The organism is Nitrospirae bacterium CG2_30_53_67, from assembly GCA_001873285.1.
Taxonomy (GTDB): Bacteria; CG2-30-53-67; CG2-30-53-67; order CG2-30-53-67; family CG2-30-53-67; genus CG2-30-53-67.
Genome location: MNYV01000093.1, coordinates 1 through 14,569 on the forward strand (window position 1 = coordinate 1; position 14,569 = coordinate 14,569).

General features: G+C 53.7%; 15 protein-coding genes and 1 pseudogene. 12 read left to right on the forward strand and 4 right to left on the reverse strand.

Features of this window, described 5'->3' with window-relative positions; genetic code table 11:
• Positions 1–286 precede the first annotated feature (286 nt).
• From AUK29_05730 to AUK29_05755, 6 genes are all read left to right on the forward strand, one after another.
• Positions 287–1,147, forward strand: a complete 861-nt coding sequence (locus AUK29_05730; GenBank protein OIP63890.1) for a hypothetical protein — start codon at positions 287–289, stop codon at positions 1,145–1,147.
• Positions 1,148–1,149: 2 nt separating this feature from the next.
• Positions 1,150–2,442 (forward strand): 3-phosphoshikimate 1-carboxyvinyltransferase, encoded by a 1,293-nt coding sequence (locus tag AUK29_05735; GenBank protein ID OIP63891.1) that lies wholly within the window; start codon positions 1,150–1,152, stop codon positions 2,440–2,442.
• Positions 2,439–3,128, forward strand: coding sequence for a cytidylate kinase (locus tag AUK29_05740; GenBank protein OIP63892.1), 690 nt, complete (start codon positions 2,439–2,441; stop codon positions 3,126–3,128). The genes AUK29_05735 and AUK29_05740 overlap by 4 nt, the downstream gene beginning before the upstream one ends.
• Before the next feature lie 3 nt (positions 3,129–3,131).
• Positions 3,132–3,980 carry a 4-hydroxy-3-methylbut-2-enyl diphosphate reductase gene (locus tag AUK29_05745; GenBank protein OIP63893.1) on the forward strand — a complete coding sequence of 283 codons (849 nt, stop codon included), beginning with the start codon at positions 3,132–3,134 and terminating at the stop codon, positions 3,978–3,980.
• Positions 3,981–4,279: 299 nt separating this feature from the next.
• A complete protein-coding gene (locus AUK29_05750; protein OIP63894.1) occupies positions 4,280–6,067 on the forward strand; it encodes a 30S ribosomal protein S1 in 1,788 nt (595 codons plus the stop codon).
• Positions 6,068–6,198: 131 nt separating this feature from the next.
• Positions 6,199–7,095: a hypothetical protein gene (locus AUK29_05755; protein ID OIP63895.1), complete on the forward strand. Its 897-nt coding sequence runs from the start codon at positions 6,199–6,201 to the stop codon at positions 7,093–7,095.
• 11 nt (positions 7,096–7,106) lie between these two features.
• Here the strand turns inward: AUK29_05755 and AUK29_05760 are convergent, their stop codons facing one another.
• Together AUK29_05760 and AUK29_05765 are read right to left on the reverse strand one after the other, a co-directional pair.
• A complete protein-coding gene (locus tag AUK29_05760) occupies positions 7,107–7,514 on the reverse strand; it encodes a hypothetical protein (protein OIP63896.1) in 408 nt (135 codons plus the stop codon).
• 295 nt (positions 7,515–7,809) lie between these two features.
• Positions 7,810–8,391 carry a hypothetical protein gene (locus AUK29_05765; GenBank protein ID OIP63897.1) on the reverse strand — a complete coding sequence of 194 codons (582 nt, stop codon included), beginning with the start codon at positions 8,389–8,391 and terminating at the stop codon, positions 7,810–7,812.
• Positions 8,392–8,681: 290 nt separating this feature from the next.
• On the opposite strand from AUK29_05765, the gene AUK29_05770 reads away from it, so the two are divergent.
• The gene (locus tag AUK29_05770; GenBank protein OIP63904.1) at positions 8,682–9,524 is read left to right on the forward strand and encodes a multidrug ABC transporter ATP-binding protein; all 843 of its coding nucleotides are present in this window, start codon (positions 8,682–8,684) and stop codon (positions 9,522–9,524) included.
• Positions 9,517–10,260, forward strand: a complete 744-nt coding sequence (locus AUK29_05775; protein OIP63898.1) for a multidrug ABC transporter permease — start codon at positions 9,517–9,519, stop codon at positions 10,258–10,260. The genes AUK29_05770 and AUK29_05775 overlap by 8 nt, the downstream gene beginning before the upstream one ends.
• 9 nt (positions 10,261–10,269) lie before the next feature.
• Here the strand turns inward: AUK29_05775 and AUK29_05780 are convergent, their stop codons facing one another.
• Complete coding sequence (locus AUK29_05780) at positions 10,270–10,875, reverse strand: hypothetical protein (protein ID OIP63899.1); 606 nt, start codon at positions 10,873–10,875, stop codon at positions 10,270–10,272.
• Positions 10,876–11,370: 495 nt separating this feature from the next.
• Between AUK29_05780 and AUK29_05785 the strand changes: the two genes are divergently transcribed.
• Together AUK29_05785 and AUK29_05790 are read left to right on the forward strand one after the other, a co-directional pair.
• Positions 11,371–11,925: a thioredoxin family protein gene (locus tag AUK29_05785; GenBank protein ID OIP63900.1), complete on the forward strand. Its 555-nt coding sequence runs from the start codon at positions 11,371–11,373 to the stop codon at positions 11,923–11,925.
• 70 nt (positions 11,926–11,995) lie between these two features.
• Positions 11,996–12,553: a DJ-1 family protein gene (locus AUK29_05790; GenBank protein OIP63901.1), complete on the forward strand. Its 558-nt coding sequence runs from the start codon at positions 11,996–11,998 to the stop codon at positions 12,551–12,553.
• A 22-nt stretch (positions 12,554–12,575) separates the two neighbouring features.
• Here the strand turns inward: AUK29_05790 and AUK29_05795 are convergent, their stop codons facing one another.
• Positions 12,576–12,941 carry a hypothetical protein gene (locus tag AUK29_05795; protein OIP63902.1) on the reverse strand — a complete coding sequence of 122 codons (366 nt, stop codon included), beginning with the start codon at positions 12,939–12,941 and terminating at the stop codon, positions 12,576–12,578.
• 171 nt (positions 12,942–13,112) lie between these two features.
• Between AUK29_05795 and AUK29_05800 the strand changes: the two genes are divergently transcribed.
• Complete coding sequence (locus tag AUK29_05800) at positions 13,113–14,129, forward strand: AAA family ATPase (GenBank protein ID OIP63903.1); 1,017 nt, start codon at positions 13,113–13,115, stop codon at positions 14,127–14,129.
• A 112-nt stretch (positions 14,130–14,241) separates the two neighbouring features.
• Positions 14,242–14,569: pseudogene (locus AUK29_05805) on the forward strand (hypothetical protein).

The following is a 14,569-nucleotide window of genomic DNA, read 5'->3' on the forward strand; positions in this document are numbered from 1 at the left end:
GTCATGGGGGAGCGGCATCTCAGGATCACCATCGGTCTGCCCCGGGAAAATCAGAGGCTGGCCGGGGCGCTGGAGAAGGTGATTGGGGGAAGAATATAAAATAACCATAGGAGGTTTTCAGTAAATCCTAAATTCGAAATCCGAAATTCTAAACAATATCTAATGACCAAAATTAAAAGTTCGAAACAGTATAATGGGGAGCAGAATTGTTTAGAATATTTGAATTTTGAAATTCGAATTTGTTTAGGATTTAGATATTAGAATTTAGAATTTAAAAAGAGGAAACATGCCCGTTCATTTCAAAAGAGTTGTGATCATCGGCGTCGGCCTGATCGGCGGCTCCCTGGCCCTGGCCGGAAAGAAAAAGGGGTTGTTCGGCGAAGTCATCGGGGTGGGGAGGAACAAGGCCAATCTGGATGCGGCCGTGAACATGGGCGCCGTGGACCGGTATGTCCATGATCCCAAAGAGGTCTGCAAGCATGCGGACCTGATGGTGCTCGCAACACCCGTGGAGAGGATCCTCTCCATCGGACGGGAGACCGCCCCCCTTATGCGAAAAGGGGCCTGCCTCACCGACGTGGGGAGCGTGAAGCAGGCCATTGTCTCGGGGCTGGATGAGATCCTGCCTGACGGCGTGCATTTTGTGGGAGGACATCCCATTGCCGGGAGCGAGGAGTCAGGCGCTGCGGCGGGCCGCTTCGACCTCTTCGAAGGGGCACGGACCGTGCTGACGCCGACCCGTTCCACAGACCCGGAGGCGCTGAGAAAAATCCGGTCCCTGTGGGAGGGGGTCGGTTCCATGGTGGTGGAGATGGACGCCTCCGAGCATGATGTCATCCTCGCGGCTGTAAGCCATCTCCCCCATATGGCGGCCTATGCCTTGGTCAACACCCTCTCCGGTATGAAGGATCGTCATCCGAGCATTCCGTCATTTGCCGCCGGGGGATTCAAGGATATCACCCGGATCGCCGGGAGCCACCCGGAGATGTGGAAGGAGATCTGCAGGATGAACAAGAAGAACATCCTGAAGATGATCGGAGACTATACCCGGGCGTTGAACAGCATTCAGGTGAAGATTGAGCAGGATCGTTTTGAGGAGCTGAGCCGCCTCTTTGAGCAAGCCCGAGGATTCAGAAAGGATCTGTGAGCATGGAACATTTGACGGTTGGAAAATCCCGGGGCATTCGGGGGGAGATCACGGTCCCCGGCGACAAATCCATCTCCCACAGGGCTGTGATCCTGGGGGCGATTGCCGAAGGGATGACCGAGGTGAGGGGCCTGCTTCGAGGCGAGGACTCCCTCAATACGCTCAGGGCCTTTCAGAAAATGGGTGTGGAGATCAGAGACAGCGGGGACCGGATCCTCATCCGTGGCGCAGGCCTTCGGGGTCTTAAGGAACCCATGGAAGTCCTGGACATGGGAAACTCCGGCACAGGGATCCGTCTTCTGTCCGGCCTGCTTGCGGGGCAGGATCTTTTTGCCGTCCTTGCCGGAGACGCCTCCCTGAGCCGGCGTCCCATGGGACGGGTCACCCGCCCGCTCCGAGAGATGGGGGCAAAGATTCTCGGCAGGGATGACGGATCTCTGGCCCCTCTTGCCATCCAGGGCGGTGAGCTTCACGGCATAGACTATGTCTCTCCTGTGGCGAGCGCCCAAGTGAAATCGGCGCTCCTCCTGGCAGGGCTCAACGCCGAAGGACGGACCTCCGTGACCGAACCCTCCCTTTCACGGGATCATACCGAGAGGATGCTCCGCCGGTTCGGGGTCCAGGTCGAGCAGAGCGGGACGACTGTATCTGTCAACGGAGTGGAGCGCTTTTCCGGGACCAGGATCAGTGTCCCCTCGGATTTTTCTTCGGCCGCTTTCTTTATTGTGGCGGCGCTGATTGTGGACGGGTCGGATCTCCTCATCAGAAATGTGGGGATCAATCCGACCCGGACCGGCCTGCTTGGGATTTTGAAGAGGATGGGCGCCAGGATGGATCTTGAAAACAGGGATGGCGGCGAGGAACCCGTGGCGGACATCCATGTGCAGACCTCCCATCTTAAGGGGACCAATGTTGCGCCTGAGGAGGTTCCCGCCGCCATAGACGAGTTTCCCATCCTCTGCGTGGCCGCGGCCATGGCCTCCGGGACGACACGGATCATCGGCGCCTCTGAGCTTCGCTTCAAGGAGACCGACCGGATCCGGGCCATGGCCGTCAATCTCCAGATCGTGGGATCGGAGGTGGAAGAGCTTGAGGATGGGTTGCTGATCCTCGGACAGGAGAGCTTGAAAGAGGGGGAATGCAACAGCTTCGGGGATCATCGGGTGGCCATGGCCATGGCCGTCGCCGGGCTCCGGTCCGAACCCGGGATCACGATTCTGGATACCGGCTGTATCCGCACCTCTTTCCCTGGCTTTGAGGAGATGTTGAAGCAAGTTGCAAGGGAGGAAAAATGAAGCGCGGGTCTATCGTGACCATTGACGGGCCCTCGGGTGCAGGAAAGAGTACCGTGGCGAGACAGCTCGCTGAACGATTGGGATACCGATATATCGACACCGGCGCCATGTACCGGGCGATCGGATGGCTGGCCAGAGAAAGGAAGGTCCCATTTCATGACGGCTCGGAGCTCCATGCGCTCCTTGAGAGCGCAAGCCTCTCTTTTGAGGAAAAGGATGGGAGTACCCGTATCCTGGTCAACGGCACGGACGTGACCGGCCTCATCCGGAAACCCGATATGGGAATGGTGGCCTCGGATATCTCAGCCATTGAGCCGGTCAGGAGATGGCTTTCCTCCCTGCAGAGAAAACTCGGCGAGCAGGGGAATGCCGTTCTCGAAGGGCGGGACATGGGCACCGTGGTCTTTCCGGATGCGGATTATAAATTTTTTCTCACCGCCTCCCTGTATGAGCGTGCAAGAAGGCGTGCCGAGCAGATCAAAGAAAAAGGAGATGAGGTTGACTTGGATGCCGTGATCAAGGAGGTCTCCCTGCGTGACAGAAACGACTCCACCCGATCCCTTTCCCCCCTTCGCAAGGCCGAGGATGCCGTGGAGATCGACACCACGTCCATGACCATCCAGGAGGCCGTTGAGAGGCTGATCATGGAGATCCGGACAGGCCGAGGCAAAAACAGGGGATCATAGATCATGGAAATCATTATTGCCGGCCATGCCGGGTTCTGTTTCGGTGTAAAGAGAGCGATTTCGACCGCCTATGAAACGGTGGACAAGGCCGGGGGGGAGGTCGGCACCATCGGCCCGCTTATCCACAACCCGCAAGTGGTTTCCCGCCTTGAATCCGTGGGCGTACGGCCCATAGAGAATATACGGGATTTCCATGGTGAGGCGCTGATCATCCGATCACACGGTGTCTCCCAATCCATGGTAAAAACAGCGGAAGATGCAGGGATTCGTCTTGTGGATGCCACATGCCCTTTTGTCAAAAAGGCCCAGGAATACGCCCGTCGGCTCAAAGAGGAAGGCTATACCGTGGTGATCGTGGGAGACAAGAACCACCCCGAGGTACGGGGAATCCTCTCCTATGCCGGGGAGTCGGCGCTCGTTGCGGCAATCCCTCAAGACCTTGACGTTCTGAACAAGGTGCGAAAGATCGGGATCATCGCTCAGACCACCACCACATTTGAAAAGTTTGAACAGGTTGTGAAGCAATGCCTGCATCAAGCGAACGAGATCAAGATCTATAATACCATCTGCGACGAGACTCATGTCCGCCAGCAGGAGGCCCAGGGGATTGCGCGGCGGGTGGATGTGATGCTGGTCGCGGGAGGAAGGAACAGCGGGAACACGACACGGCTTGCCGAACTCTGCCGCCTCACCGGGACCCGGACCTTTCATATCGAGACCCGGGATGAGATCGATCCGGCCTGGTTTCATGGGGCCGGCAAGGTCGGGATCACGGCGGGCGCATCCACGCCCGAGTGGATCATTGAGGAGATGATAGAACGGCTGAATCAAATCTCAGGGGAATCCGTATGAAACATGAGACCCGGCGGTCCATGCCATCGGAACGGCAGGTAGGATAAAAAGATGATCATCTCCAAAAGAGTGGGTGAAAACAAAAGGGGCCAAGGGTTCTAAGGATTTTAGGGGTCAAGTGAACCCCGTTAGAGGTTGTCCTCACACTACAAAAATATTGACAAAACCTCTGAAAAATTTTATGGTTGCAAATGAGGGTACATCCGTTGTAAGATACAATATTTCACGGCGATCCTTTTTTCTGCCGTGACGGAAAGGCTTGCCTTTCTGAAAAAAAAATCAGGAGGTTTCAAGGGATTATGAGCGATCATCAGGAAGAGAAAAATCATTCAACGATTGACAATGGCGTAAAGGAGGATCTCAATCCCGGCGTATCCACCCGGGAGGAAGATGAGTTTACCCCCGATCTGATGGCCAAAATGTACGAGGAGACGTTTAAGAACGCCAAGGAAGGATCCGTCATTAAAGGCAGGGTTCTCAAAGTGACCAAGGATCATGTGGTCGTTGATATAGGGTTCAAGTCCGAGGGATTGGTCCTGAGCGAAGAGTTCATGGCCGATGGAGAGTTCAAGATCAAGGTCGGCGACGAAGTGGACGTCATGATCGAACAGGTGGAGGACAGCGAGGGCCAGATCGTTCTTTCCAAGGAGAAGGCGGACCGCCTCCGGGTTTGGGAGAATATTTCCAAGGCTTATGAAGAGACTAGGAGCGTGGAAGGGGTGGTCCTTTCGAGAATCAAGGGGGGCCTCTCCGTGGATATCGGCATCCGGGCTTTTCTCCCCGGTTCTCAGGTGGATATCCATCCTGTGCGGAACCTGGAAAAATTCATCGGCAAAAAACTCCAGATGAAAATCATCAAGATGAATCAGAAGCGCGGGAATATCGTCCTCTCCCGAAGGGCGCTCCTTGAGGAAGAACGCAAGCTGCTCAAGGTGGATACCCTGAAGAACCTGGAGGAGGGGAAGGTCATCAAGGGGATCGTCAAGAACCTGACCGAGTACGGCGCCTTTATCGATTTGGGAGGAATAGACGGCCTCCTTCATATTACGGATATGTCATGGGGCCGTGTCCACCATCCATCCGAGCTTTTTTCACTCGGTGATGAAGTGGAAGTCGTTGTTCTCAAGTTCGACAGGGAAAACGAACGGGTTTCCCTCGGCTACAAGCAAAAGTCACGGGACCCCTGGGAATCCGGGGAAAAGAAGTACCCGGTGGGGAGCCGCGTCAAGGGTAAGGTGGTCAGCCTGACCGATTACGGCGCCTTTGTTGAACTGGAGGAAGGACTGGAGGGCCTGGTTCATGTCTCCGAGATGTCCTGGACACAGAAGATTCGAAACCCATCCAAGGTGGTATCCGTGGGTGACATCGTTGAATCCGTGGTTCTCAATATTGATGTCAAGAATAAGCGGATCTCGCTCGGGATGAAGCAGGCCGAGAGCAATCCGTGGGATATTATCGTGGAAAAGTATCCTGTCGGTGCCAGGATCAACGGCGCCGTGAGGAACCTCACGGATTTTGGAGCATTCATCGGCCTTGAGGAAGGGATTGACGGGCTGGTCCATATCTCCGATATGTCCTGGACCCGGAGGATCAAACATCCCTCGGAGATCCTGAAGAAAGGGGAAACCATCGAGGCGGTTGTCCTCCATGTGGACAAGGAAAAGGAACGCCTATCCCTCGGGATCAAACAACTGGTTCCCGATCCATGGACTGACGTTGCTGAGAAATTCCGGATCGATTCTGTCGTAACCGGCCGGGTGATCAAGATCACTGATTTCGGCGTGTTTGTCGAATTGGAGAACGGAATCGAAGGTCTCATTCATATCAGTGAAGTGGATCTGGATCCGCATGCCAAGGTCGAAAACATTCTTTCCATCAACACGGACATCAAGGCCGCTGTGGTCAAAATAGACGCCGAGGAGCGCAAGATCGGCCTTTCCATCAAAAAATATCTTGAAGGTCTTGAATCGGCGGAGCTCAAAGAGTATATGGAGAGCCATGAGGCGATGCGGACGACCATGGGGGATCTCATGGGAGGATCTTCAGGAACCGAGCCCTCTTCGGCAACTGAAACCAGTGAAAATTGACGGATCTTCGAATCCACAAGGAGCGGAACTTGGATCCGCCCGCCCTATGATCCTCCCTGCCTGCCGGCAGGGGAGGTCGCTGCGTCGCCATATTTAAGAACAGGACCGCTTAGGCTGCGAGGAAAACGACCATGAAAAAGAACGCTGTCATCCGTTTTTTAACTCTGGCCGTCGGGCTTGCTCTCTTTGTTTTCATTACGGTTTTTATCCTTTCCTCAATCCTGGGTAAAAAAGATCATGGTATGGCCGCGCTCGGACGGGAAAAGATCGCCGTGATCGAGATTCAAGGGATTATTCTTGATTCCAAGGATATCCTTGATCATCTGAAGCTTTTCAGCGAAGACAGAAACGTCAAGGGGATCATCCTCCGCATTGACAGCCCCGGTGGCGCCGTGGCCCCGTCACAGGAGATTTATTCCGAGATCAGGAAGATCCATGAGAAAGGCGAGAAGAAGGTTGTCGCCTCTTTTGGGAACGTGGCCGCATCGGGGGCCTATTACATCGCCTCTGCAACGGACAAGATCGTATCCAACCCCGGGACCATCACGGGCAGCATCGGCGTGATTATGGAGATGTCCAATATTCAGGAACTCCTGGACAAGATCGGGGTTGAGAGCTATGTCGTCAAAAGCGGGAAATACAAGGATATCGGTTCCATCACTCGGCCTATGAGTGAGGAGGAGAGCCAGATCCTGCAGAGCGTGCTTGATGATGTCCATATGCAGTTTATGGAGGACGTATCCAAAGGACGCGGGATGGCCATGGACAAGATTAAAGAGATCGCAAACGGGAGTATCTTCTCAGGGAGGCAGGCCCTCGGCCTCGGTCTTGTGGATAAACTGGGCAGTTTTCAGGATGCCGTGGATCTGACCAAGGAACTTACGGGTATTAAAGGGGAGCCCGACCTGATCTACGAGAAAAAGGAAAACCTGAAATGGCTGGACCTTCTGAAAAAGGGGGCGGTCGGGGATCTGATTCAGAAAAAAATAGGCAAAGTGAGTTCAGGGGCGCTTTATCTCATGCCCTGATCCGGCTTGGATCAATTATTTTTCCCCGCTTTCGCAGGTTCTTTGGTCTCGTCTTTGACCGCCGGCTCGGACTCTGAAGAGATGCCGAGTCCATGGATCCTCCCCTCGTACTCTTCCCTGATGCGGTCCATATCCTGCTGAAGTTTATTCACATCTTCCTGAATCCTGTCAGCCTCTTTGAAGAGATCCTGGATGGTTCCGTCATGAAAGACATTGGACTGGCTGTCCTGTGTTCGGAGTGTGTACAACCGATTCCCCATCTTCGCCATGACGCCGTCCATCTCTTTTTTCAAAGTGTTGCTCCTAAGGTTCATCCGGGTCAGTTTTGTTTTTTCCTCTGCCTTGAGGGTGATCTTGGAGGTTGCGGTCTTGATCCCCTGATAGGCATCATCCATGCCTTTTTTGATTTTTTCCCACATATTCATCCCTCCTTTTTTATACAGAGCGACATAACTTTGCATACCTTTGTTGCTTCCTCGTCTCGTCGCTGCGGCGTACTATCAGTACGCCTCACTCCTCGACTTCGTCGCGCCTCGGTCTGCTTTGTTCTATCCCTCTGTATGCGAGTTTATTTATTACTCTATGTGTATAGCAATATCATAACCAAATATATCTCATATTTTCTGTTTTGCAAGTGCGTAAAACACCATCCTTCTTCATGAGCCTGTTTGAGCCCGTTCGGGACAGGGAGAGGCCGGAGGCAGCAACCCCTGGCTACTCTGAGCAGGGGATACAGAGTTTTCTCCCTTTGTCTTCCTTAATCCGGGAGGACATGACTTTTTCGCCGCATTTCTCGCAGCGCAGGCTCGGATAGATCCGGGCCATGGGCGGAGGCTCGTACTCGATTTCATGGATCCTGAGGATTTGCTCATCGTCCGCGGTTAAAATCTCCTCAACCTTCCGCGCCTTGAGTTCCCGGACCCGTTTGACCAGGTCAGGGTTTCGCTCACCGGAGAGATACCTTTCCCAGGCCTTTTTGTCCTCGGGGGATTCCCTGGGTGTGTAATCCACGGAAATCCTGAGCCCTTTGCCGGCGGATCGGCCGAAAAAAGTATAGACTTGTTTGCCGAAATCCTTGAAGATGAGATTCCCTTTGCCGAAGGTGCACCCGGTCATGACTTGGATGGCATCCACTGAACAGGAGTCGTTCTCCACAACGGCCACGATCTCTTCATCCGCGGAGCGCTCGCCCAGGGCCTTCAATGCCGCTTTGGCCGCGCGGTAGCCGTAGGCCAGTCCCGGACAGATGTGCCCATGGAACTCGATCACCTTCCTGAGTGTGTCGTCGTATTCCATATCCGTTCCCCTTCAAGGATCAACGTGTTGTCAAAACCTGACCACAGAGAACACAGGGTATTTCTCTCAGCACTCTGTGGTTATCTCTCCCTCCCTCTGGTGTGCCTCGAGAGGAATACGGTTACTATAACATAGTTATGGGAATCCGGCTATTCTGAATCGGATATTCTCAAGATTGACAGCGGACGGCCGTTTATGTATGGTGTAACGGGTGAATGGCATGGCGGCTTCCCGGCCGAGGACAGAAACCGGGGGGACTTTTCCAGCAGGGTATTTTAATGGACGAATGGATGATCCGGACGTTTGATCTTACAAAAAAGTTCGGGAGCTTGACTGCCGTAAACCGGTTGAATCTCTCGATTCATCAGGGGGAGATCTTCGGCCTTCTCGGGCCCAACGGCGCCGGCAAGACCACCACGATCCGAATGCTGACCACCCTCGCAAAGATTTCAGACGGCCGCGCCTTTGTAAGCGGTATCAACGTGGAGGATCGCCCGCTGGAGGTGAAGAAGATCATCGGCGTGGTGCCTCAGGGGTTGAACCTCGAGATCGAACTCACGGCAGAGGAGAATCTGGACTTTCACGGCCGGCTTCATAAGATGCCGAAGAAACAAAGGCGGGATCGGGCCTCGGAGATTCTCGGCTTTGTCGGACTCGATGATAAAAGCAAGGTCCAGGTCGATCATTTTTCAGGGGGGATGAAACGGCGGCTCCTGATCGCCAGGGCATTGATGCACAGGCCCAGGATCCTGTTCATGGACGAACCTACCGTCGGCCTGGATCCGCAGATCCGGAGAAAGATCTGGGGCCTGATCCAGGATCTCAAGGACCAGGGGATCACCATCCTGATCACCACGCACTACATCGAAGAGGCCGAGGCCTTATGCCATCGGGTCGGGATCCTGCGGAAAGGAGAGCTGATAGCCTTGGATTCCCCGAACGGACTCAAGCGGGATCTGGGCGAGTATGCCGTGGAATGCCAGAACCGCAACGGATGCGATGTCCGGTTTTTCAAGGAGCGCAGGGAGGCCGTGGCCTATGCGGGGAGCTTGAATCAGGACCTGATGATCCGCCAGACCAACCTGGAGGATGTGTTTTTGAATCTGACCGGAGAGAAGATCCATCATGAATAGCCCCGGATTCTACACGATCTTCTGGAGGGAGATGCTCTCCATCCGGAAGAAATTCTGGAAATTTCTGGCCGGCAGCCTGGTCATGCCGTCCCTGTATCTCGTGACCTTCGGATGGGGGCTCGGGCGGGGGATCAACGTGCATGGATTAGACTATCTGGTCTTCGTGCTTCCCGGCATCATTGCCCTCTCCGCCATGAACAACAGCTTTTCAGGCGTTGCGGTCACATTGAATATCAGCAAGCTTTATTACCGGACCATTGAAGAGATCCTGGTCTCCCCGGTAAGCCACTGGTCCATCGCCCTCGGACGCGTTCTATCAGGCTGTTTTAAGGGACTCTTCTCCGCCTTGCTCCTGATCCTGATCAGCCTGATGCTCCACATTCAGATCCGATACAACGCGGCCTTTTTCGGGATCCTTTTTTTAACCTGTTTCATCTTTGCATCTCTCGGCGTTCTGGCCGCCATGCTGGCCAAGTCGCACGAGGACATGACCAACTTCACTAATTTTGTGATCCTCCCCATGTCTTTTTTATCCGGAACCTTCTTTCCTCCCGAACGTCTTCCGGAACCCTTCGCGACGCTCATCATGGTCTACCCCCTGACCCACGCCGCGGTGTCCTTGCGCAGCCTGGTGGCAGGAAACGGCGTCCCCTTCATCTCACTTCTTGTGATCCTCTTTTATGGGGTGGTTTTATTCATCCTGGGCGGCAAAGCGATAAAACGGCTGGAGCTTTGAACCGATGCATCAGCCCCTGTTCTTGATCACTCCCTGATGCTTCTGGATAAAAGAGACAATCTTCTGAAGGCATTCCGTGGCATAGTCTTCGATCATCTCTTCGATCTGGTGAAGGTCTCCGATATTACGGGTCAGGAACCGGTCCAGGAGGTTGTCCTGTCCGATGATCAGCGGGCTCCCGTAGCGTCCGATGCGTCGTGAGAGGACGTGATGGAGGGGGATACCGATATTCCGGTAGAGGAGCAGAATCTCTTTGGCCTCTTTTTCTTCAATTAGATGATCGAGGCGGAATTTATGGATGTACCCTTCAAAAGGGAGGATGCTCTGTCCGGAAAACCTGACGGGTCCCATATCCCGTGGATTGTCGCCATCCAGGTCTTCCTCCCTGTAATGGACGATCAGGAGATCATGGACGAACATGTCGAGAAACGAAAAGGCAAGACTCAACGCCCCGATCAGGATACCGGTTTCCAGAGAGCGTGTGATCCCGGAGATCATGTATCCGGCAGAGCCGCCCTTGAGCGTCAGACGGAGATTTTCGTATTCCTTCTGAAGTTTCTTGATTTCAGCGACCTTTTTAGGTTCAAACTGTTTTTCCAGTGGTCGGATCGGCATGACACCCCTTTCTTCCTGCATTCTGAGAAGGTACTTTCTTATATCACAGAATGGGGGAAGTTCCAAGAACAAATCAACACCCCGCCAAAGATGCGGTTTCTCAATTTAGGATAGGGCCACTAAGTGGTCCTGTTCGTAAATATGGTAACGTACCGAGAGTGCCGTAGAGCAGTCTCATCAAGGCGCGCGACTGCGGCGTACCCCTCTGGTACGCCGCAAGGAGTGGAACGCCGAGGAGACTGCCCTACGGCACTCGAATGCGACCGTATTTACGAATAGGGCACTAAGGTAAGCAGGGCCTTCAGGACGGCGTCCACAGTGCCCTCTGCGGCCTCACAATCGTCCGGGTCCATGAAAAAGAGCCGCCGCGCCCGCTGCCAGGGTTCGGGGAACCCGGCACGAATGAAACAGCGGATTTGACAAGGTTCACGAAATCGGTTTTAATAAGAAGTGTTAAGAAACTGGAGATACCCGAAAATTCAAAGGAGTGATACCATGACACTGACGGCTTCCAACATGCTTCCTTTGGGCACGATCGCTCCTCCCTTCACCCTTCCGGACCCGGTGGAGGGGGACGAGAAGCGCCTCAATGAACTCAAATCGGACAAGGCCACGGTGGTCATGTTCATCTGCAACCATTGCCCCTATGTGAAGCATATCCGGGAAGAGCTGGTCAGTGTCTCAAGTGAATATATCAAGAAAGGGATCTCCTTCGTGGCCGTCAATGCCAATGATGCGGGAAACTATCCGGACGACTCGCCGCAACGGATGAAGGAGGTAGCGGAAGCATTCGGCTATCCTTTCCCCTACCTCTATGATGAATCCCAGGAGACCGCCAGGGCCTATAAGGCCGCCTGCACCCCGGACTTTTATGTCTTTGACGGGGATTTGAAGCTCGTCTACCGCGGGCAGTTCGATGATTCGAGGCCGGGGAGCGGAATCCCGGTGACCGGAAAGGATTTGCGCGGCGCCCTGGATCGGATCTTGCGGGGCGAACCCGTCAGTCCGGACCAGAAGCCGAGCATGGGGTGCAACATCAAGTGGAAGTGACCCGCAGGCCGTGTGGGCTGCAGGGGATCTATATTTCAGAAGAGGCATCCGATATCAAAAGGAGATCCATATGGCAAGGGTAGTCCTGATTCTTGCGGATGGGTTTGAGGAAGTGGAGGCCATGGCCGTCGTGGATGTGCTGAGAAGGGCGGAGATCGAGGTGCTGATCGCCGGCCTGCATCAAGGGCCCGTGACAAGCGCCCGCAAGGTCAAGGTCATTCCCGACACGGTGGTGGATTCCATACGGGTTGAGGACTTTGATATGCTTGTCCTGCCCGGCGGACAGCCAGGCTCAGACCATCTCAATGCCGACAGGCGGGTAAGGGATCTGATCAGGGACTTCCATGATAAAGGGAAGCTTATCGGAGCGATCTGCGCGGCGCCTTATGTGCTTGCCGATGCAGGCATCCTCGACGGAAGGCGTGTGACCTCCTACCCCTCTTACAGGGACAAGCTCGGCGCCGCTCTCTATGAGGAGAAGACCGTGGTCGAGGACGGGAACATCCTGACCAGCCGGGGGCCCGGCACGGCGCTCTGCTTCGGCCTCGCGATTGTCCGGAGGATGATCGGGAAGCAAAAGGCGGAGCAGATCAGGGAGGCCATGCTGGCGCCGCAGGTCTGCGAGTGAAGTCTCTTCATCCGCGGGATCGTCACTTTTTTGCTTGTGAACCCATGAACCGTATATAGATAAAGAGATTGAAGGCAAGAACCAGGATGCCCAGGAGGACCTGAATCTTCCGCGTGAGCATCCCGGGATAAAGGACCGGAAGAATGTAGTGTTCTACAAACCCGCCCGAATAGCCTGCCTCTCCGCCCATCATGCGGAGCCGGTTTTCTAATGGGGTAAGCGGGCAGACCCACCCCGCAAATTCAATAAGCGCGGCCCAAATCACGGCCGGCACATGCAGCCAAATGATTTTCGGCCGGCTGAATGTCAGCGCCGCGCCGAAAACCGCGAAGAGGATGAAGGCGACGTGGCCTATCACAAGGAGATCTGCAAGGAGACGGTAGGGCATGGTTTTATACTCCACAAACGCCGTATCCGAATTATTGCATAAAACATGGTCCGTGTGAATAATAAACAACACTCTTCCGCGATGACCCAAAAGATAAGCGATGGTCAAAATAATGTAGTTACAGATTGTAAATCGTATTGACAATTTGTAAAACTGGAAGAGCCGGACCAAATGGAATTTGCCAATGAAGACCCGCGGGGCTTTCTTGCCGGATATCCTGACGGGGCGGTGCTGGATGAGGTCCAACGCTGCCCTCCATTATTTTCTTACCTCCAGGGAATCGTGGATAAAAAAAGAGAGGCGGGTCTGTTTGTCTTGACCGGCTCCCGGCAGTTTGGTCTCATTTCCGGAATTACCCAGTCGCTTGCAGGCCGAGTGGGCATTCTGCATCTGCTGCCTTTTTCGCTGACGGAGCTCAAAACCGGCAAAATAGCGCCCGAAGGTTTGAATGAAATGCTCTTTAAAGGATTCTATCCCCCTCTCTATGACCGTGAGCTTTCACCTTCGGGGTGGTATGCCAATTATGTTTTTACCTATGTTGAGCGGGACGTCCGGCAGATGATCAGCGTGCGGGATCTGAGCGTCTTTCAGAGGTTTGTCCGTATGTGCGCTGCCAGAACCGGACAGATCCTGAATCTCTCCGGACTGGCGAATGACTGCGGTATTACCCACAACACGGCAAGGGCGTGGCTATCGGTATTGGAGGCGAGTTATATCATATTTTTACTCCAGCCCCATCACAGAAATTTTGGAAAGAGACTGATAAAAACCCCCAAGCTTTATTTTTACGATACCGGTCTTGCGGCATGGCTCTTGGGTATCCAGGATATCGGGCAAATGTCTATACACGCCATGCGGGGTTCTCTTTTTGAAAGCTGGGTTGTCAGTGAGTTGTTAAAGGGGAGATACAACAGGGGACTGGCTTCAAACCTTTATTTCTGGAGAGACAACACGGGAAATGAGATTGATGTGCTGGTTGAAAAAGCGGATACCCTTATTCCAATAGAGATAAAATCAGGCCAGACCATAACAAAGGACTACTTTGCAGGGATTAAGAAGTGGCTCAAGATCACTGACAATGTTGCGAAACACCCCTATATTGTATACGGCGGCAACGAAGGCCAAAGACGACTGGGTGTAGAGGTCTTGCCTTGGAGAGATATAGGAAAGGTGTCTGCAAAGGTATAATGTATTTGTTTTTTGCGCTCACAGATTTGTTCTTGAAAGGGGGCCGGAATAAGGGTAAGGTATTCACCTACCCAATAATGAATGTTTTCATAACGTCGGACAGTGCAGCCTTATGTTATTGAAGAGAAAGACGGCCCTAAGTTTTTTTATCAGCGCCTCGATCATTGCCATACTGGTAGGCTTTGAGTATGTCAGCTTCGTTAAAATCAGAAATGAAATCCATCTCCTTGAAATTACGGACACCATCAGGAGTGAGTCCTTACAACTCAGACGGCATGAGAAGAATTTTTTCCTTTACCCTCTTAAGGCGGAAGAGGAATCAGAGGCCGTCTTCAAGCGTATCGGCGTGCTGAAGAGTATCCTGAAAGATCATCTTTCCAAGGACAATACCGGTAGGTTTCCCCGCTTGCAGATCTACATCCAGGAGTACGAGCAGAGAT